This window comes from Azospirillum sp. OGB3, from assembly GCF_014192915.1.
Taxonomy (GTDB): domain Bacteria; phylum Pseudomonadota; class Alphaproteobacteria; order Azospirillales; family Azospirillaceae; genus Azospirillum.
The window spans coordinates 93,375-112,491 of record NZ_JACHYN010000018.1 but is presented as its reverse complement, the minus strand read 5'-3'; the positions used below and the strand labels follow the sequence as shown (position 1 = coordinate 112,491).

The following is a 19,117-nucleotide window of genomic DNA, read 5'->3' as shown; positions in this document are numbered from 1 at the left end:
CGGATGTCCACTTCGGCATCGACCTATCAACCTTGGCGCGGCTGATCGAGGAGGATGCGATTTGACCCCGGATCAACCCGATTTTCCGGAGAGCCGATAAATGTGGCCTTGAATGTCGGAATAGTACACTGGCCAGTTATTGTCGTGTTTCGACAATGAATAACTTTCTTTATTCTGCGCAATGGCGCGATGATTGCTTGAACAATGCACTCTGTACGATTACTGTTGCCCTAGTGAGACGCCATTCACACAGGGCGAGCCATGACCCGCAGAACAGTTCAGCCCCAGCGTTGCCGAACGGAATGTTCTTTCGCCGCGCCCAGGGTGGATACCGCGAGGTCTATGGCCGTTAGGCTGGCGCCGACGTGTGACCTGCATGCTTGATGACGACACGACCGTGAACGCAATCAACTGCATCGCCCAGGTCAACAACGCCGGTCAGCGTGGCCGCCACCTTGTCGCCGCCTGATGAACCCCGTTTCGCTTTCGAGGCTGACAAAAGCCGCTGACAACTCCAAGGGGCTGGCTGAGTAGAGACGATGGGAAACGACGTTCAAAACCGACGTCTTTCGCCGACGCGCTGCCGATGCCTGGTCCGCCATAATGAGTGCCATGAACATGAAGAATTCGACAGCGTGCGCCACCGGCTTGGTTGAGATTGAGATCGATGTGATTCACTGCCCCGGTGAGTGGGTTCGTGATTACGCCCCGACGTCCGTTGCCGCCATTGACAACCCCATCCACCCCCGCGTCGTGTTCGGTCGCGGTCCCATGGGCGTGTGCCTGCACGAGATCGCGGGCGAGGCATGGTGGCTGGTGTTCTGGCGCGACACCGGGCGCCTGCTGTCATGCTGGCAGGATATCCATCTTGCCCAGACCTTCGCCGACACGCTGATGCGCGTTCCCAACCTTGATGAAATGCTGGCGGGAATCGACAGCCCGTCCGGAGCACTACGCTGCTGGATCACCTCCCTGAAGGCCGCAGTGGTGGAGTTGTCGCTGAATGGCACCACCGCCGTCGATCCAACCACCAATAGGCCGGCGAGGCACGGCGAGAGCCGCCACTGCATGTGATGCCCCTGGAGACGTTCCGTGCCACCCGCCAACGACAACAAGCCGGACATCCGAGCCAAGATGCTTCTCGGCGTCTTGCTTGGATTCTGGTTGGGCGTCGCACTCAGCTATGCCCCGCGCCTCCTCTGACCCATCCGATGATGAAAGGCATCCAGTCATGAGCACGCTGTCCAGAGACGCCGAGGTCGTTGCCTACCGCCTCTTCGGCATGGGCGCTGTGACAACGGTAACCTTCGATCGCCCGCACGTCATCACCTCGCGCGCCAAGACGGCTTTCGACGAGTTGGCCAAGGCCGGGATGATCGAGCCGTTCGACCCCAACAAGCTGCCGGTCGGGCACCAGGGCTGGAAGGCGACGCTGAAGATCGGCCATCCATGGAGTGAACTCGCAGAGCCCACCGAACACGAGGTCTTCCCTATTACCTCCGACTGAGTCCCAAACCGCCTTTTTCTTGTTCGATATGGACACGCACAATGACCCGCTTCGTTTTCCTCTCCGCTGCCGCAATCGCCATCGCTGCTGGCCTGCCCGCCTTGGCACAGGAGCTGCCGCCGTCTGCTGCCGAAATGCGCAAGGGCTACGACCGCAAAGCCTGGGGTGATTGGGAGCCGGTGGAGGGTTGCCTTACGACGCGGCACGCCGTTCTGGCCACCAGATCCTTGGTGAGGCCGACAATCCGGAACTGCAAGGTGGTCGCGGGCCGCTGGCGCGATGCCTGGACCGGCGTAGAGATTAACGACCCCAAGAACACCGACATCGATCATGTCGTCGCCGTCCAGGAGGCGCACGACTCCGGAGGCTATCAGTGGGAAACCGCGGTCCGGCACCGGTTCTTCAACGACGTGGAGAACCTGGTGGTTACCGAACGTGAGGTGAACAAGCGAAAGGGGGGGTACGGCCCTGAGGCTTGGCTGCCTGATGGGGAGGTCGAGCGGTGCTTCTTTGTGCGGCGCTGGATTTACATCAAGCACAAATGGCAGCTCAGCGCCGACAAACGCGAACTCCAGGCGCTTCGGGATGCCCTTCACGCCTGCCCGGCGGAGAAGGCAGTCGCGCCGGCAGCGGCGCAGAACCCGAATGCGCCCATTCCCCTCTCGGATCTCTATCGCTGAGTCCGACATTTGGCTTGAACAAGCCGGTCACCTACAGCTGTCCGCACGAAAGCTGGCGGAATCTGGTGCCAAGCTGCAGGAGCAGCCCTGAGCGTCGGAGAAGGACGATGAATGACTAACACCGTGCCGGTTGGCTCCACCCGTGCTAGGACTTCGCGCAAGCCCGTGGTAACGGTCGGGAAAACGACACCGACCATGGATGCGATGATGCCCAGAGCCGTAGACGCCGAGACGATGAGCAGCGCAGCCTTCGCATGGTGGCTGCATTCGATGAATTGGACCAACGTCAAGGCGGCGAACGAGTTGGGCCTCAGCACCAGCCGCATCGACGACATGCTGCGCGGTACAAAGCGCGGCACGAAAAAGCCGACAACTATCCCGGCCTACATGTCCCTGGCCTGCGCAGCACTTGCCGCTGGACTTCCGCCCTATGCGTGGGATGAAGAAAATGGGGTGATGCCGACCGAGTCCTTCGAGCGGTGGCGCGCGGAGTTGGGCGACGAATTGGATTTGGGGCAACCGGTACCATTCCGGCAGGTTTCCAAAATGCTTGGGCTGAACAACGTCGAGACGCCAGCCTTCTGGGCGCGTGGCGTCCGCCGTGATGGCAAGCCGGCGCCGATCTACCGCGACCGGGCCTTGGCATTGAACGCGCTCCTCCATGGCCTGGAGCCCTGGACCAGCGAACGGTGACGCCGGCGCTGCAAGGTGGTCTGGTGTCGAAGCGACGCCCCACGCATCATGGGGCACCGTTCGGCACGTAATCAGCGAACTGAGGCGTCAAATCCAAGGTGTTGATGGCTAAGCCGGGCGATCGCCCCGTCAGCTGTGGCGCTGCTGATTGCTTGTTCGAATTTGGACCGAAGGTCCGTATCGCTCTTTCGGAGGCCGACACCGACGCCTCGTCCGAGCGGCCCCCCAGTGATTGGCGGACCAAACACACGAAATCCATGGGATCTAACGATCGTATCGATCGTGGAGCGTGCCGCCAGGATGGCATCGATGCGGCCCGCGGCCAGATCGAGCGCGGCTTGGTCGACGCTGGTGTAGGCGCGTATAGCAACGTCTGGTAAGTGGGCCGCCATAAAGTTGGCTTGAGTGGTGGATGCTTGAACGCCCACGGTGCGTCCATGCAATGAGGCGGCAAGCTTTGAGATGGTACCCGCCGCCCTTTGTCCATCCGCGCTCAGATCGACGCGCTCGCTTTCGAAGGACGTGGCGGTCAGTGCTGATCCAGCGGGCACGCAGAACGTGGATGGTTCGTTGGCATAGGGGCCAGCGAAGGAGATCGCCCGTTCACGTTCCGCGGTGATCGACATCGTGGCCATGATCGCGTCAATCCGGCCGTTCTGAAGAGCCGGGATTAAGCTCTCCCAATCCAACGCGACGAACTCACACTGCGTCGCCATCCGTTTGCACAGCTCGTAACCGAGGTCGATTTCAAAGCCCACCAGGTTGCCCGACGGATCTGTCGCGTTCCAGGGTGCGTAAGCCCCTTCACTCGCTATGCGGACCACTGTTCGGTCGAGCGCATCGGCATGCCCGGACGTCGCCGCAACAATAGCCGCCGCGCTCAGAAGCACACGGATTGCCTTCGCGGTGATGGAAATTTGCATCGCAAACTCGGCTGATAGGGAAGCTGAGACCATTTAGCGTTCTGGCCATCCTCAGCCAAGCCTATTCGACTTGACTGAGGGTGCGGATACGGTCCCACGGAAAGCCCGAATGACGCTGAAGCCGAGCGCTTTATGCGGCAGCGCGTTCTGCTGCCGGCCGCGGGCGGCGGTCACGATGGGGACACGTGGCCGGGCGGTCAAGCGAGTTGTCGAACGGACCGAGCTCGTCCCATTTCCCTTCAGGACGAATAACCACCATCGGATCTGCATCGGCTCTGATCGCTTCCGGATGCGGTTGCAGATGACCGACCATTAGGACGTAGACGTGATCAGCGTAAACCACCTCTTCACCGGTGGCGCGATATCCATGTTTCTTCCAGAACGGGTACAATCTTTTTTGGGCATGACCCACAATCTTGACGTATCCCTTCCTCCTAATGATCTCGATGGCGTAACGAGCAAGGGCGTCGGCGATTCCCCGAGCGCCGGCCATGCCACCGGTGCGGAATTCGGATCGCACCGAAAGCCTCTCAATCTTCGCGAAGTCGGCGAACCAGCGGATGCGGAGCGCGCCTGCAGGTTCCCCTGCAACCTTGCATAGGACGTGGGTGGCCGAAAACTCGTTGTCGAACTCTTCGTGGAAGGGCGAGTGCTGCTCGCCCATGAAGCTCAGAGCCCGAATATTCAGAGCCTGAAAGAAGTCGTCATGCGTTCTGACAATATCAACCGAGATCGGGCCAGCTGCAAACGGCGAGGGCGGCATAGAAGTGGGCGTCTCAAGCGCAGGCTCCGTAGTGCGGGCTGTCTTCTGCATTACCGTCATTATCATCCCCGTGCATGTTGGATTTTGCAAATGCCGTGGCCAGCAGCGAACGCCATACGACGGTATGGCATCCGCTCTAGTTGTGGAATACTTGCATCTGGAAAGTTATCCATTTAAATGCGGAAACATGCCGCCAACGAACCCACCCACGCTCCCAGCATCGCCGCTCGACCGACAATGGGATCTGATGCGCGTCTATCTGGCCGTGGCAGAAGCCGGCGCGTTGTTGCATGGCGCCCGAAAGCTGGGTGAGCCGTTGTCGTCGGTGCACCGCCAGATCGCCGCCCTGGAAGCTGCCTTGGAGACTAAGCTGCTCATCCGGTCACGCCGTGGAGTGAGGCTTACGCCAGCGGGGGAGCGGCTGTTGGTCGCCGCCAGATCCATGGCCGCCGCCGCCGAGGGGGCCGAGGCTGCTCTGCGGACGAAACCGGAGCCTGAGATCGTCGAGAGGATTTCGGGCCGGCTGCGTCGATGGGAGAGCATGCGGACGTTCCTTGCTCTTGCCCGATCCGGCACTTTTGTCACTGCGGCGCGCCAGTTGGGAATGAGCTTCGAAACGGTGAGGCGCCAGCTCTCAGCGCTCGAAACCGCACTCGGTGTGACTCTGTGTACGCGCTCGAAGGCGGGTGTTGAAGTGACGCCGGCCGGGGAGATGCTTGCGCAAGCCGCCACATCGATGGAAGCGGCTATCGCCGATGTCCGCCGGAAACTCGCCAGCCTTGACCGCAGGCCTGAGGGGTTGGTGCGGATCGCGACGACGGACGGGCTCGGGGCCTTCTGGGTCGCTCCAAGGTTACGGCACCTTTTCGAGCGCTTCCCGCGCCTTGCGGTGCAGCTCCAGTACCGTCCCCACGAGCCTGACCTTCTGAATGGTGAGGCCGACATCTGGATTGGCTACAGCGAGCCCAGAAGCAACTCCCTCGTACGCCTGTTGCTGGGCCGCATTCATTTCGTCCCGGTCGCATCTGATGACTATCTGGCGCGGCATTCAGCGCCCACAAGCTGGGAAGATCTCGCAGAGAACCATCACCTGCTGTCTCACACCTACTACGACGAACACGTTGATGATGACTCGGATTTCGCGTTGTGGGAGTCCATAATTCGAACTTCAAACAACGTGCGTCTCGATACCGATCTGTCGATGAGTTTGCTGGCGGCCACCGTCAGCGGCCTCGGTATTTCGCTCCAACCCACCGGTGTGCTTGATCATTATCCATCCCTGCGGGTGATCGATCTATCGTGCAAAGCGACGGCCCAGTTCTGGTTGGTGTATCACGAGCAGGGGCGCAACATCGCTAAGTACCGGGCGGCGATCGACGCTTGCATCGAGATCATGTCTCAGGCGGGGCTTCGCTGAGATCCGCCCGGCTTAACCATTTGCCGGGTTTCTCGCATAGACCCAACGATCAGGTTGACCATGCAGAGCGCATCTGCGGCAAGGCCGTACCAACTGCCCGTTACGATGTCGTGCCCGATCCAGGCGAACCCCGACCCTAGAAAGCCACGTCGCAAGCCGGCTGCCGTCGCCTGCCACCGTCCGACCGTTGCCAGAAGAAGGCCAATCACGGCGAACGCCGACGGCCAGCCGTGCCAGGTCAGCGCCACTAAGACCGCCATTGTTGGAAGGGTGGCGATGAACAACGCTTTGTGCGTCCAGGATCGCTTCACCGGATACATGGCAAAGCCCTGCACCAATGACAGCAAAGTCATCGCCGCGCCCGTATGGGCGCCCAGCAGCAGGTAGTAAACAGCGAATGCCGCTGCACTGGCGGCTTGGCCTACCAGCATCGCTTGTCGGCCCTTGGCCAACGGCCATAGGGCAACGAGAGCGAACGCCACCACGCCAGTTACATCGGCAGCCGAGATCATGTGGTGTGGAATGGTCAAGCGACTGCGGCGACCGCCGCGGGAGAAACGAGGTTCCGAAGGACCTGGGCGGCGATGAAGTCCTCGCCCTTCTCCCATGGCGCTTCTCCACCCCACCGCTCGCGCGCTTGGGCGCCCAGCATGCCGAGATCCAGGGCGGGCAGATCAGCCATCATTCGAACTCGGCCAGGCGTGAGGTGCGGCGCAATGCGGTCTTGGATGCGCAGAACCATCGTGGAGAATTGCCCCTGCGGAGACCCACCAAGGCCCAGTAGAACGGATTGGACTCGCGTCACCGCGTCATCCTGAGGACGGGTCGCGGCCGAGCGCCAGTAGCTCAGAACGAACTCGCGTAAGCCAGCCGTCAAACCGCAGTGGCCGTGGCAGCGGGCTTCAATGCGGCGGGCCAGCTCATTGATCGTCATTCCGATTTCGTGGCAGATCCGGTCCAGATCATCCCATTGCTCCTGCTCAAGGCGAACTGAAGCATCGCGGCCGATCACCCTCAACTTGCGTGGCGTCGGCGCAGCGCGGCGCAGGTTCAGGTCTGCCGTGACGTTCTGGCTTTCGGAGTGCCGCACTTCCCTCGGAAAGACAGCTTTGGCTTTGACGGAACGAACAGCGGGCATGGCCTCTTCCCCCGAATTGGTGGTCGCCATGCCACGGTATGGCATCCGGCTCGATTCGAGGATCACTCAAAATCGGGAAGTGGACACACGTCAGCGGAAACAAAAGGCGTCGTCGGACAACGTCCCTCGCCTGCCTCACGCAGCGCTTACGGGTGGTCGTCGGGGTTGGACGAAGGCGTTGCTCCTTGTTTGGCATACTTCGAACTCACCGGCCGGCCAATACGCCTGCCCTGCCCTTTCGCGCCATCGTCACCGCCGACACCGTCGGCAGCCGGTTCCGTCAGCTTCCGGCCGTCATAGCTGGTGATTCCGAGTTCGATGGCAGCCAGAGCAAGCTCGACCGTCTTCGAGATCGTCGCCGGTCGTCGCCGGCCTTCGCCGTCCTGCCGGTAGCCACGCTCGAGATCCTTCAGCGTGCTGAGCCCCAGGCCGGCGCGGTGCGCCAACTCGCGTTGTGTGAGCCCGAGGCGTTCACGATAAGCGGCAAGTTGCGCGTTGGTCATCGAGGACGCGACCTCTGGGCTTTTGGCAGGCATGGTTGGCTCACGGTTTTGAGGGCAGCGTGGTGGAAGGCGGTGGGCGACGCCGGAACAAAGGGCCGATTTCAGTCAGCGTTTGGTCCGCGCCACGCGCCCGGGTTCCTGGATCATCCATAGGCGGGGCTGGATATCATCGGGGACGCGATATCGCCCGCGGGCAAGTGGATGGATCGGCGCGCCGCTCGCGGTGACACCCAGACAGTGAAGTGGGGGAAGCCCCTTCCCTTCCCGGCTGGTAACGAACGACTGAGCCTGACCTAGGAATTCCCCACCGTTGCCCCATGCAGCGATCACCAAAGCGGCTTGTTGCGAGATTGCGTCGAGCCAGTGATCATTGTCCTGCCCGATGGGGTCGGTCGCCGCGCGCATGACGTCAGGATGTGGTGATCGGAATGCGAACAGGTTTGTCATGCAGAAGGCGCCGAAGCCCCATGCCCTTCCCCACTTCTGAACGCGGGTTACGGTCGGATCGAGGGCATCCTCATTCGCCGTGGAGGGGTTGAGACCGACCACCTGCATGAACGGTTTATTGTCGTCCCAGACGCGCCAGAGCGTGTAGCGATGACTGCTGTCGTACCGGTCGGTGTGCGACCACGCGCAAGGCCATCCAGGATAGCGGGATGTATCCGCAGGGGTGAAGTCGAACAACGAGGTCACGGGGGCACCAGATGGTTTGGCGGCGCGAAGCGCATCGTCACTTTAGGCCCGTAACGGGCGCTTCGCAAGGCGCGCCGCAGTCAGACCAGTGTCATGTCCAGCCACCGGGTCCCGCTGTCCCCTTTGTTCTTAATCGCGATGATCGAACTTTTATGCGTCTGGATGCGCTCGAGGCGTCGAGTGTCGACCTTCAACTTCTTAGCGGCGCGATCCAGGAAGATGGGATCGACGCCCAAGACGAATTTGGTCCCCATCTGCGCAAGTATTTCGTCCGGAAAATCGGTCAAATTTTGCGACGACAGAATCAGCCCGAGGCCGAATTTTCGCGCTTCGCGTGCCAGTACGCTAATAATATGATCCGGCTCGGATGTGATAAACTTATGAGTTTCATCAAGTAGGATGAATATCTCTGTTTCTGGTTTTTGACCTTCCCCACGCGCTGTCGAGAAAATTTCATCCAAGATGAAATCGACCGCCATTCTCTGTCCGTCCGAAGACAGCGCTGAGAGGTCGTATCGCCAGATGGGTGCGGAAGGATCGAACACGTAAGTGTCAGCACGAAAAAGTCCCGATCGTTCCAAGTTACATATCCGCTCGTAACAACTCTGAAGCACGTCCTTGTTCCCATAGCGGAACAGTGCACTGACTTCCTGTCCGTCATTCATACCTTCCAGGAAGCGCTCGAACAGCTCGCGGCACTTGTCCTTGAGCTTGTCCACGTCCACGCTGGTCTCCTCTCCCCGAATCTCCTTCTTTATCGCACGATCCATAGAGCGCAGCTTACGGCTCAGATCGTCGAGCGCAGCCACGGTTTCGGAGCTGGTTCCCAAAAACACCTGGGTCAGTTTGCGCTCCATAAACCACTTGAGTGTCTTCACGGTGGGATGCCGCTTGGACATCTCCGGATTGTGCCGATCGTCGAAGCGATAATTCCATGTTTCGGGGCGGTCCGCGTGGAAGCCGAGGTAGGCGTAAAGGTCGAGCAGGATGTTGTGAAGAGTGTGCTCCTGTTTGGAGCCGAGCGGCCGGCTGGTCCGGCTGATCGTCTTGATGAAGGTCTCGATGGCCCTTGTGACGCCGCCGTAATCCGGGTCCTCGCGAACTATAAGAGGGTTCAGGCCGAGTTCTGATGTTGTGCTAAATCGGAACGAGTCTTCGCCCGTCACGCCCATATCCCCATGGGGATCGAGGACCACAAACCGGATCTTCGGGTTGACCAGAGCCATCCCCGCCATCAACCGTCGCAAGCGGGTTGTTTTGCCCGACCCCGATGGGCCGATCACGGTGAAGTGGGAATTCATGACCTTTGCGGAGTCCCAGTAAACCGGAACCTCCTCAGGCCCTTCCTCCGGTTTATAGGTGCCGAATTTGATCCTCACTACGCCCTCTTCCGCTGCTTCGGCTCGGTGTACGGCGCGGATAATAGAGGGATTGATGCGAGCCGCGCGGCTTCGAAAGACGATGAAAACTGGCGTCTTTCGCATGGGTGGAACGTGCCGCTGAACATACATAGGCAACGGGGGCGGTGAGCGAGCTCATCCCCCTGCCCGTCGCTTTACCCGATGTCGGGTAAAGAGGCTGGTGCCGTGGACCAAGGAGTCTCCCAGATCCACGGCGCATGCTCATTCCCCAATTATGCTGGTAATCGCGTCGCGCAGCCGCCGCAGATCGTCCATGTCCTCGGATGAGAGATCCTGGGGGCGAATTTCCACTTTGCTCAGGCTGGTCACAACCGTGCGCCATTGCTTGCGTGCTTTGTCGATCGGCGCGGCCTTTGGCAGCTCAGTGGCCTGGGCGGCAGGCTCGAGCTTCTCTCGGTAGGCTGCCTTCGCTTTCCGGATTTCAGCTACGCTTGCGCCGTCTTTGACCATGCCCCAGAGGTGTATGGTCATCGCCTCGTTGTCGATCCCGAGCAACTCAGTCAGAGCCGACTTTGAGACGTCCTTATGTATGACCTCGTATTCGTTCAAAACAGCGGCCGGCAATTTGACGATGTTCAACAGCCGTGTGACTTCGGATTGGCTTTTACCGATGAACTGCGCGAGAGCAGTTTGAGTCAGCTTCTCGCCCCGCTCTGCCGCACGTTCCTGAAGCCCCTGCAAGCCGCGCCCAGCGTCAACAGGCGTCAGGTCAACGCGTTGGAGGTTCTCGATGAGCGCGGTGGCCTCGATGTCTTCATTGTCCGGAACGACGATCGCCAGGATTTTGTCGCGTCCAAGCAATCGGTGGGCACGGTAACGGCGCTCGCCAGCGACCAACAAGTAGCCACCTTCGGCGCGGCGACGTAGCAAAATTGGCTGCTTCAGCCCGTGGGTGTGGATGCTCGACGCCAGACCCGAGAGCTCAGCATCGTCAAAGATCGTGCGAGGTTGGGACGGCGACGGATGAATGCTGTCCAAAAGAATCTCGTTAACCTCCGGAAAATCGGGGTTCGTGACGCGATCCAGGTTGATCGTCGCCGTCGCTAATCCAAAGGCCGGGTTGGTGTTCGCGAACTTCTTAGACATGGGTTGCCTCCAGGGCGGGCGCCTTAGCGAGCAGGGCGCGCGCTATGGAGCGATACGTTTCGACGCCATCAGACTTCGGGACAATGGCGAATAGCGGTTTGCCGGTCTGCACGGCCTTGGCGAAGTCCTTGCGCTTCGGGATGGGGTCCCACACTTTGATGTGAGCGCCGAATGCCGCCTGCAGGTCGCCAAGCGTTTGCATGTCGATCGTCGAGCGTCGCTCGAATATCGCGGGCAGAATGCCAAGGATCTCGATCTTCGGATTGCCGCGCCGCTTCACGTCCTGGATCGTCTTGATGAGATGAGGGACGCCCAACACCGCCATCGGTTCACAAATGGTCGGGATTAGGACTTGGTCCGCGGCAATGAGCGCGCTTTCCGTCAGCCCGCCAAGGTGGGGGGGGCAATCAATGATGATCACATCATACGATGGCTTCAGGGCGGCTAGGCGTTCGCCCAGCACCTTGTCGCCCTGGGTCTGGCCGAATTTCAGCTGACCCTCAGCCTGCGCCAAGGTGATCGAGCAGCCAATAAGGTCGAATGCACCATCACAGACCTTCGTGGGGAAGCGCGCCGGGTCGGCATCCTCGTCGAGCAGGAGATGGGCGAGAGATCGCCCTTCCGTCTCCAGCTGCATCGGGTTGATCGCGAGGCTTTGCGTGGAGCTGGCCTGAGGATCGGCGTCAATGAGCAGGACCCGCTTCCCCATCTCGGAGAGCAGGAAGGCCAGATTGCACGAGCTGGTCGATTTCGTCACGCCGCCCTTCTGGTTGGCGAGCGCCAGAACCACACAGGCGGTGTGCCGCGCTGGAAGCCTATCCGGCTTGCCAAACAGATGATCGCTGCTTGCAAGGAGGGACTGGCGCAGGCTAGGCACCAGCTTGTCGCCGACGGTGTCGGAGTTGGCCTCAACGAACTTGGCAACGGCTCCAGGGATCTTTTCAGAGCCCGACTCCCAGCGGCTGATGCGGGCTCGGTCATAGCTTCGGCCGACGCCGGCGTTCAACCAGTTTGCAAAATCCGCCTGGGATTCTCCGCGCTGCTCGCGCACCCCCTTGAGCGTCAATCCATCCATTGCTCAGCCTCATTTTTCTTATGGATTAAGGTCTGTCTTGAGCTTCGCAGGTGTTGCGATGTGCGTCAACATTGCATTGCGCGCGTGCTGCACATTAATCCGGATGCGGCATAGCGGTCACGGTAATGCTTGCTCTTTGAGGCCGAGCTTACCCGATGTCGGGTAATCCGACGCGGAGCATGGTACCGGTACCTACTGGACGGTTCCCAGCGGTCCCGTACACTTCCGCGCCCTTGCCTGAATGACGGGCAGGCTGCCCGGGCTAGGGCGGCCACTGGAGCCCACGACCGACATAACAGAGAGGCTACGCTTCTTCATTCGCGTGGGGACTCAACGCGTCATTCGTGAGGTCGACAACCGCTCATTTCTGTACTTGGCAAGGTCCGGTGTATCGCTGCACTGGCCTGCGCATGGCCGCCGGCCAACGAGGGGGCCGCGCAGCACGTATTGGACCGGCTCGCCCTCGCCTTTCTCACCGGAGTGGCAAACGTCATCGTCGGCATCCGCGTCAACTCATTCTGGAGACCAGCTTTAAGGTGTCTCAGCAGTTAGAGACCAGTTAGACAGCATTCGGAGAACTACTTCGAAGCGCACTGGTCGAAAGTTAACCATCTGGGCGGTTGCGACGTTCTGAGGCTGCTGCAATACTTCCTGTGGGTTGTGAAACTATAGGTGCTCCATGCGCCGCGTCCTTGCAGCTGGTACCGTTCTCGTCACCGGGCTGTTTGTTCTGTCGGTCTCAGCGAGCGCACAGACCTTGTCGTCAAATACGGCCTCCCGCGACGTCCTCCTGGCCCCAGAGGCCTGTGACATGCCCGTGTCAGAGGTCGAGCGTCGCCTTGATCTCGTCCGCACTCCAGCAGAGCGTGACGAAGCCCGAAAGGTGCGGACGGCATGGCCATGCTACAATCCCAAGCCAGGGCACCCAACAGCGACCGAGCGCAAGGCGTTCATTGATCGTATCGCGCCGATCGCGCAAAAGGCCGAGAACGATCATGGCATTCCGGCTGCGGCTATCATAGCTATGGCTATCATCGAGAGCGGATCCGGCTTTACGAGAACGGCGCTGGAAGCCAGCAACTTGTTCGGTTGGAAATGGACCCGGAATAACAGCCGCCCGCGCTACGTCCTCGCATGCCAGGACACCACGGGAGAGCGCGGCGACGCCGACCAGAACCGTTGCTACATCGCTTTTCCGACCGAGGCCGCTGCAATCGACTACGTCGCGTCTCGATTAGCTGCAGGCTTTAACCCAAGATACGCCGCGGCACACGCTAGCTTTCTCAAAGCCAGAAGCACTGGAAATCCTGTCGTTGAGCGGGTTCAGGACTGGGTGGTTGGCATTGCATCGCCGTACAACTGGCGACCTGCGGCGTACGCGCGGGACATTTGCCGTATCATGCGGGATCCAATTGCTAGGACAGGGAATCTGAACTCAGAAACAAACCTCTACAAGTTCTCCGCTGGGAAGGGAGAGGACGTCACGTTGCAAGGCCTCAAAGCGGCCCACCAAGACTGCGAAAGCGTCGGAAAGCAGGTGGTGTCAAGATGAGAGCATTACCCGTGAGTGTCGGGGTGATGGTTACTTTCCTAACAGTGATGTGCACGCAGAGTGCCGCGCTCGCCGCGCAGGGATCTGCTGAGCGCGCAGCAGCGGACCACCTGAGCCAAAAGTTGGCGGCTTCGCGTTACATGTCGCGTAACTGCGATGCGGATCCCCTGCGAAACTGGCCTGGTTACGAAGGCAGAGACGTCCGTCGATGCCCATACTCGGTCACCAGCGGCGGCAAGACGCTGTCCGCGATTGTTTACCTGCTAAACCCGACTGCGGCGAATATCGCTGTCCGGATTGGTAACGCGTGCAGTGCTGTCGGTCTAGCCGATCACCCCCGGTGCGGCGAGCGTCTGGCGCGCCACATAATTGGGCAGAGTGGCGGCCAGTTTCCTGTCGCAGGCTTGGTAATCGAGCGTAAGGTCGACGCCGGCGGGCAGGGCGCAGACCCGGTTTACTTAGAATTTCGCGATGGCACCACCGTCGTCACCGAGGAGCGCCTGAATTTTACCGATGTCCAGTTGGATGTTGCCGCAATGGACCGGGCCGCTAAGGCTCCAGTCATCGCTACTCGTAGGTATGCCCGCATCGCTAGCGCAACGAGGGATGACTATCGACGTTCGGGGGGGCAGGAGCCTGTGGGGGCCTCGCCAGCTGGAGATCCGAAGCATCTGTGGCCCAGCGTCATCCGTGCGAACGAACTCAGAGCGCAGGATGACGGGAACGACGTCTTGCTGAATGCGGTGGCGCATCGAATGCGCGCTGCCCTTGCCGCTCAATAGCGAGACGAATGCCTGTTCAAGCTTTGGGCCGGCTTTCAGTGCGCGCCAGGGGGGAATGCGACGACGACGGCCGCCGCGGTGGTGAGCTGCGCACGGACGAGATGGCCCAACCGGTGCTGTGCCGCTCCACCTCTTCGTTGGCCAACGGCCATGGCCGTCGATGGGCGCATCGAGCTAGGGTCGATGAGGCTCGATCCGGTCAGGAGGTGCGGTCGCTCAATGCCCCCGTTGCACAGCACCGGCCTCTTTACCCGACGTCGGGTAAAGCGACGGGCGGTGATACCCGCCGCGAATTCTGCCGGTCATGGTGGATTGCCCACTCCCTCGCCAATGGCACGGAAAACGGCTGCTGGACAGTTGATCTGGAGCGTAGAAATTCTCGGAAGCTCCAGATGCCGTCTCTTGGTCGTTCCTCTGCGTCAGAGCCAGTAGGACACCCATTTTACCCGACGTCGGGTAACGGTGCGAAGCTGGCTTGAACGGCTTGCCGTACGAGCTTCGTGATGAGCTCAGTCGAGATCACCGACCGGAACGAAACCACGCCAGAATTCCATCGAACAGGTTCCTTCTTGCTGTCCATTCACCACGCACGATTGGCATTGGTGCGTTCACGGGTGAGCGACTTGACCGACTGGATTGGTGGAACTCAAACTTCCGAGACGGAGCCGCGTCGAGGGTAGACGGAGAAGGGGAGGGGGCGCAGAGATTGCGCATTCGGACCGTGGGTGGTGCTCAAGCCCATTGATCATAGGCAGGCTGGCGATCATTCACAGATCACCTGCCGACAATGAAGGAGGCGGTCACCGCGCCGGAGGTAAAGCGTAGCGATTGCACGAGCGGCTGCCGCGCCGCACTCAGCACAGTTCAGCAACGTGGTCGACCGGAGATGGGGGAGGGGAGGGGAGGGCGCCGGGAGCGAACGCCTCGCAACCATGACCGAGATCATCAGGCTCACGTCGTCAATCGATCCCGACGATCACATGAATCACCTTCTTCGGGCCACCCTCCAAGCGACGGCTGCTGGCGTGCCTTTGCCGCTGAACTCTAAGCATGGTCGTGCGGCGGCCTGACCGGGCACAGCCTCAGTGCAGGAGAATGGCTAGAACGGTCTCACCGAGATTGTTGACAGGGGATGCCAGGCGGGATCAGCAGCACTCAGATGCGCCCAGATCGCGTTGATATGGAGCTGGCCGTAGATCACAAGAACATTGACCCCTTGGGCATCCTCGATCGCGCGAGCCACTCGTTGCTCGCGCAGGGTTGTGATTGCCGGTAAAAGCACCTGATGCGCATAGCGGCCGGATGTCGTGGTGGCGAGAAGGATCTGATAGGCGGCGCGGACACGTCGCTGGGCCCAGCCGGGCAGGGCGTCAAACATCTCCCGGGCTTCCGCTAGGGTGAAAGGCACCTCCTGCGGGGCGTCGTGGTCGGGAGAGGGGAGAGGCGGGAGCCCAGCGAGCAGCTCAGAGAGCGTCACGTCGACGTTGCGCAGGTCTGCCCCGGGCAGACCAAGAATTTTCGCGTTGTCCTGAAGCACCAACCCCTCGCCGAGCGCGGGGGCCATCATCTCGTACGGGTGAATTTCAGTGTTCCCGCGGCCGAGATCGTCGCGGACCCCCTCATAGAAAACGAGCCATCCGTCTGTCCGGCGCTTGGCAACCAGATCAGCCACGTCGCGGTAGAACTCTGGCGAGGCGATGTGAATCATCCCCTGCATCTCGACCTGGCGAGAGCCGTCGGTCAGCGTCACGCGGGTCAACTCCAGCGGCAGCGCGGAGGCAATGAAGGGGAGGGTGACGACGATGCCGATGCCGATGCCGGCAATCATTATCGGCACAGCGAGAGCAAGGGCGGCTGTAAAGGAGAGGACGCGGAGGCAAAGGCTTCTCATGGCGCTCACTTGACGTCCTGGGTCAGGGGCTTCCTGAAGCGGAGCCGAAAGGGTTCACTCTAGAGCGGCCACAGTGCGATGACAAAGGCCGGAAGAATGGAAAATGGCAGAAGGTAGGTTGTCGCCGCCGCCTTCAGGCTGGATCGGCAGATGACAATGTCATCCTCGCTGAAGACGCCGGCCTGCTCCATCAAGGTGAGGGCCAAGGGGAATGAGGTGCGCCATTCATCGGATGCGACAATGGCGAACAGGGTAGTGGCCGCGGTGGTGCTGATGCCGAGAGTTACGGACGATGCAGCCGCCTGGAGCGCGGCCGTGCCCGTCCACTTCGAAAGGTAAACGAGTGCCTCGACATCAAAGACCCTTGCGGCAAGCGAGAGTGCAGCTACAGTCAACGCCGCCGCGGGTGCCCATAAGCCGAGCTTTGCATACAGCACCGTAAGGAGGCGGCGATCATGAAAGCGGATGGCATGCCCGAGTTCATGGCTGACAGTCGCGTAGGCGCGACTGTCTCGCCTATTGGCAACATCGTGTGTCAAATGAACCGTGTCGGTTTTCGGATCAAATTTGTTCTGGCGCCCTCCAACAGCCACGCACGTCGACAATCGGTAGCGGGCAATGGTCATTTCGGCAAATTCGACCGGCGTGAAAGCCCGAGTGCCAGAATAGTCGTCGGGTCGCGACACCCGGCGTGCCAAAATCAGCCGGACAGCAAAAAGCGTAGAACAGGATAACGTCAGCCAAAGCCAAGCAGCAACTTTTGTGTCAGTCAAAAATTCGGTGAGCATGATTGTTCGTTGGCGATCCGCCTCCTCCGCTGAGGCGCTGCGCGTCGGGAAGCCGACTGGTTGTGATTGGCATCACCATAACACGCGCGAGGCACGGAGCGAATTGCGGAGACACGGTGGCACCATGCGTGCAGTGAATATGCGCAATTATCATCTGATGCGCATCCGCCACCACTTGGGCAACCACGATGTGGAACGCGGCACGGGTTGCTGAGGCACAATGACGCTGTTTGGGTTCTCTTCGGCAGGTCTGCCATCGACGCTGATGTCGAGCCCATTCCGAATTGCTGCATTTAACTGGTCAATGTGCCATGGCGTTACCAGCGCTCCAAGAGGATCCCTTTCACCGATTCGACAATTTTCCGGTAGCGCATTGCCCCGTGCAAAAGCAGCGATAAGACGTAGCCCAGGGCCCGTGGTTCTAAAAATTCGGCTCCACATATAGCGCCCCGGCCGCCCGATCCAGCCGCTGGTGTTTAGGGACCATTCGCTGTACACATTGTAAAGTACGTTGGGCGCGACGGAATATCGCATGGCATGTTCAGTCGGCGTTTTGTTGATCCGGTCCTCTGAGATAGACTGAAATGCAAGAGAGGACGGCCAATCCAGACGTAGCCCCGTCCAAGTGAATTCCAGAACAACACCTCTGCCTTTGAAGCCACCAATCCCACCAGCGTGAACAGATTCGCGCTGAACAAAATTGGAGTGGTCCCTTATCGGTAAAAATTCACCCGGATAGGGTGGTGAGATTGATGCTAAGCGATTATTCTGCACGATCGCAAATGCACCATATAAGCCAGTCTCGTGGAATAATGAGTATGTTTGGTGCGGACGATTGCCGTATGTCGATTCCATGCTTTCATGCCGTTTTAATTGGTTCGGTTCTGATCAGCGGCTTCAGCGACTGAACCATCCCCAGTTCCACGCGCTAAGCGCGGCGGAGCCGGCGATGAAGATCAGGCAAGAGACAATGGCAGACGCCTCGGCACCGGTCGCCAGAACGACACCAAGAGCTGCAAGCGCCAACAAAAGACCTATGGGATGGACAATCCGTCCAAGACGGGTTTTGACCACCTTGGCTTTTCTTCGCGCGAAGCGGTATTCGATTACTGCGGCGCCGGTAGCGACACCAGACAGCCAAAGCATGCAAGCCGAGATGAGGGCGGCGACCACCCTGACACTTTCCGGAGCCACTAATGCTGAAGCAATAAGCAGGGTTAAGGCACTGGCGCACAGACAGACATGGACAATAATATTGAACACGTTAAGAAACCTTTCGACAGGCTAAAAAGTTATGGTTTTGCCGAACGGAAGGATTGAGCCAAGAGGCGGGTGAAGAAGGATTGCGTCAGGCCTCAATGCCGAAGAACCCGTCGAAATTGCCGTTCTTGCGGACGTGCAGCATTGCCGCCGCGGCCCAGCGGCAGCGTTCGTCGTCGGTCGCGTCGCGCGTTGTGAAGGTAAAGCCTTGAATGGAGCTGACCGCGCCAAGAAAGCCGGCAAGGTCATCGGCGTCAGCCGGCTTGCAGATGAGGCACGGGCGGCCATTGGCTTCAATGGTGGTGATGTTCATGTCGATGCCTTTCACTACTGTTGTGCAATCAACGCCAGAGCCTCACGACCACCCGGTATGTAGCGAAAGAGGGTGGGCTTGCTGACTCCGTACCTCTTGGCGATCTCCGTCGCCGTCATCTTGCCGTCGAGCAACAGAGCTTGGGCTTCCTCTACTTGCTCGGCCGACATCTTCGGCTTCGGGCCTGCCTTGCTTCCTCGGGCTTTGGCTGCGACCAGACCAGCCATCGTCCGCTCGCGAATCAGATTGCGCTCAAACTCCGCAAACACGGACAGGATTTGGAACATGAACGTGCCGAAAGCGCTCGATGTGTCGAAGACTTCCGTCAGGCTCTTGAGCACAACGCCGTCCTCGCGCAGCTCCTTCGCTAGGGCGTCCAGTTCGGACACCGACCGCCCAAGGCGATCAAGGCGCCAGACATACAGACTGTCTCCCGGTCGCAACGCCTTCCGAAGGGCAGTGAGGCCCGGACGCTTCACGGTCGCCCCGGACATCTGGTCCGTGTAGATCCGCTCCGCCGGAACCCCAGCCTTCAACAGCGCATCACGCTGCAAGGCAAGGTTCTGGTCATCGGTTGAAACGCGGGCATACCCATACACCCAATTTTCGGCGGACACGGGGGACATTGAGAC

At 60.1% G+C, this 19,117-nt stretch carries 22 protein-coding genes; 7 read left to right on the top strand and 15 right to left on the bottom strand.

The window, feature by feature from the left end; all coding sequences use genetic code 11:
- Positions 1-612: 612 nt before the first annotated feature.
- The 4 genes from FHW79_RS26965 (at position 613) to FHW79_RS26950 (ending at position 2,880) form a co-directional block, all read left to right on the top strand.
- The gene (locus tag FHW79_RS26965; protein WP_183181762.1) at positions 613-1,074 is read left to right on the top strand and encodes a hypothetical protein; all 462 of its coding nucleotides are present in this window, start codon (positions 613-615) and stop codon (positions 1,072-1,074) included.
- Positions 1,075-1,231: 157 nt separating this feature from the next.
- Positions 1,232-1,507, top strand: a complete 276-nt coding sequence (locus tag FHW79_RS26960; RefSeq protein WP_183181761.1) for a hypothetical protein — start codon at positions 1,232-1,234, stop codon at positions 1,505-1,507.
- 41 nt (positions 1,508-1,548) lie between these two features.
- On the top strand, positions 1,549-2,187 hold the full coding sequence (locus FHW79_RS26955; protein WP_183181760.1) for a DUF1524 domain-containing protein: 639 nt from the start codon (positions 1,549-1,551) through the stop codon (positions 2,185-2,187).
- Positions 2,188-2,298: 111 nt separating this feature from the next.
- Positions 2,299-2,880: a hypothetical protein gene (locus FHW79_RS26950; RefSeq protein ID WP_183181759.1), complete on the top strand. Its 582-nt coding sequence runs from the start codon at positions 2,299-2,301 to the stop codon at positions 2,878-2,880.
- A gap of 71 nt (positions 2,881-2,951) precedes the next feature.
- Here FHW79_RS26950 and FHW79_RS26945 read toward each other — a convergent pair whose 3' ends face one another.
- On the bottom strand, positions 2,952-3,803 hold the full coding sequence (locus tag FHW79_RS26945; RefSeq protein WP_149650936.1) for a transporter substrate-binding domain-containing protein: 852 nt from the start codon (positions 3,801-3,803) through the stop codon (positions 2,952-2,954).
- 130 nt (positions 3,804-3,933) lie between these two features.
- A complete protein-coding gene (locus tag FHW79_RS26940; protein ID WP_183181758.1) occupies positions 3,934-4,617 on the bottom strand; it encodes a GNAT family N-acetyltransferase in 684 nt (227 codons plus the stop codon).
- A gap of 196 nt (positions 4,618-4,813) precedes the next feature.
- On the opposite strand from FHW79_RS26940, the gene FHW79_RS26935 reads away from it, so the two are divergent.
- The gene (locus tag FHW79_RS26935; RefSeq protein ID WP_183181757.1) at positions 4,814-5,983 is read left to right on the top strand and encodes a LysR substrate-binding domain-containing protein; all 1,170 of its coding nucleotides are present in this window, start codon (positions 4,814-4,816) and stop codon (positions 5,981-5,983) included.
- Here the strand turns inward: FHW79_RS26935 and FHW79_RS26930 are convergent.
- From FHW79_RS26930 to FHW79_RS26900, 7 genes are all read right to left on the bottom strand, one after another.
- Positions 5,965-6,513 (bottom strand): YgjV family protein, encoded by a 549-nt coding sequence (locus tag FHW79_RS26930; RefSeq protein WP_183181756.1) that lies wholly within the window; start codon positions 6,511-6,513, stop codon positions 5,965-5,967. The two genes, FHW79_RS26935 and FHW79_RS26930, sit on opposite strands and share 19 nt — an antisense overlap.
- A complete protein-coding gene (locus tag FHW79_RS26925; protein WP_176025385.1) occupies positions 6,510-7,151 on the bottom strand; it encodes a ribbon-helix-helix domain-containing protein in 642 nt (213 codons plus the stop codon). The genes FHW79_RS26930 and FHW79_RS26925 overlap by 4 nt, the downstream gene beginning before the upstream one ends.
- 116 nt (positions 7,152-7,267) lie before the next feature.
- Positions 7,268-7,624, bottom strand: a complete 357-nt coding sequence (locus tag FHW79_RS26920) for a helix-turn-helix transcriptional regulator (RefSeq protein ID WP_211108505.1) — start codon at positions 7,622-7,624, stop codon at positions 7,268-7,270.
- Positions 7,625-7,729: 105 nt separating this feature from the next.
- The gene (locus FHW79_RS26915; protein WP_211108504.1) at positions 7,730-8,317 is read right to left on the bottom strand and encodes a DUF1643 domain-containing protein; all 588 of its coding nucleotides are present in this window, start codon (positions 8,315-8,317) and stop codon (positions 7,730-7,732) included.
- An 80-nt stretch (positions 8,318-8,397) separates the two neighbouring features.
- Positions 8,398-9,801, bottom strand: coding sequence for a DUF87 domain-containing protein (locus FHW79_RS26910; protein WP_183181754.1), 1,404 nt, complete (start codon positions 9,799-9,801; stop codon positions 8,398-8,400).
- Positions 9,802-9,939: 138 nt separating this feature from the next.
- Complete coding sequence (locus FHW79_RS26905; RefSeq protein ID WP_183181753.1) at positions 9,940-10,824, bottom strand: ParB/RepB/Spo0J family partition protein; 885 nt, start codon at positions 10,822-10,824, stop codon at positions 9,940-9,942.
- Positions 10,817-11,899, bottom strand: coding sequence for an AAA family ATPase (locus FHW79_RS26900; protein WP_183181752.1), 1,083 nt, complete (start codon positions 11,897-11,899; stop codon positions 10,817-10,819). The genes FHW79_RS26905 and FHW79_RS26900 overlap by 8 nt, the downstream gene beginning before the upstream one ends.
- Before the next feature lie 679 nt (positions 11,900-12,578).
- Here FHW79_RS26900 and FHW79_RS26895 point away from each other — a divergent pair.
- Together FHW79_RS26895 and FHW79_RS26890 are read left to right on the top strand one after the other, a co-directional pair.
- Positions 12,579-13,451, top strand: a complete 873-nt coding sequence (locus FHW79_RS26895; protein ID WP_183181751.1) for a glucosaminidase domain-containing protein — start codon at positions 12,579-12,581, stop codon at positions 13,449-13,451.
- A gap of 1,714 nt (positions 13,452-15,165) precedes the next feature.
- A complete protein-coding gene (locus tag FHW79_RS26890; protein WP_183181750.1) occupies positions 15,166-15,303 on the top strand; it encodes a hypothetical protein in 138 nt (45 codons plus the stop codon).
- Positions 15,304-15,332: 29 nt separating this feature from the next.
- Here the strand turns inward: FHW79_RS26890 and FHW79_RS26885 are convergent, their stop codons facing one another.
- The 6 genes from FHW79_RS26885 to FHW79_RS26860 form a co-directional block, all read right to left on the bottom strand.
- On the bottom strand, positions 15,333-16,061 hold the full coding sequence (locus FHW79_RS26885) for a hypothetical protein (protein WP_183181749.1): 729 nt from the start codon (positions 16,059-16,061) through the stop codon (positions 15,333-15,335).
- Positions 16,062-16,183: 122 nt separating this feature from the next.
- Positions 16,184-16,912 carry a zinc metallopeptidase gene (locus FHW79_RS26880; protein ID WP_183181748.1) on the bottom strand — a complete coding sequence of 243 codons (729 nt, stop codon included), beginning with the start codon at positions 16,910-16,912 and terminating at the stop codon, positions 16,184-16,186.
- A gap of 150 nt (positions 16,913-17,062) precedes the next feature.
- Positions 17,063-17,767: a hypothetical protein gene (locus FHW79_RS26875; protein WP_183181747.1), complete on the bottom strand. Its 705-nt coding sequence runs from the start codon at positions 17,765-17,767 to the stop codon at positions 17,063-17,065.
- A 42-nt stretch (positions 17,768-17,809) separates the two neighbouring features.
- Entirely contained in the window at positions 17,810-18,175 is a 366-nt protein-coding gene (locus tag FHW79_RS26870) for a hypothetical protein (protein ID WP_183181746.1), read from the bottom strand.
- Positions 18,176-18,260: 85 nt separating this feature from the next.
- Positions 18,261-18,485 carry a hypothetical protein gene (locus tag FHW79_RS26865; protein WP_183181745.1) on the bottom strand — a complete coding sequence of 75 codons (225 nt, stop codon included), beginning with the start codon at positions 18,483-18,485 and terminating at the stop codon, positions 18,261-18,263.
- Between the two features lie 14 nt (positions 18,486-18,499).
- The gene (locus FHW79_RS26860; protein ID WP_348984285.1) at positions 18,500-19,102 is read right to left on the bottom strand and encodes a recombinase family protein; all 603 of its coding nucleotides are present in this window, start codon (positions 19,100-19,102) and stop codon (positions 18,500-18,502) included.
- Between the last annotated feature and the right edge of the window lie 15 nt (positions 19,103-19,117).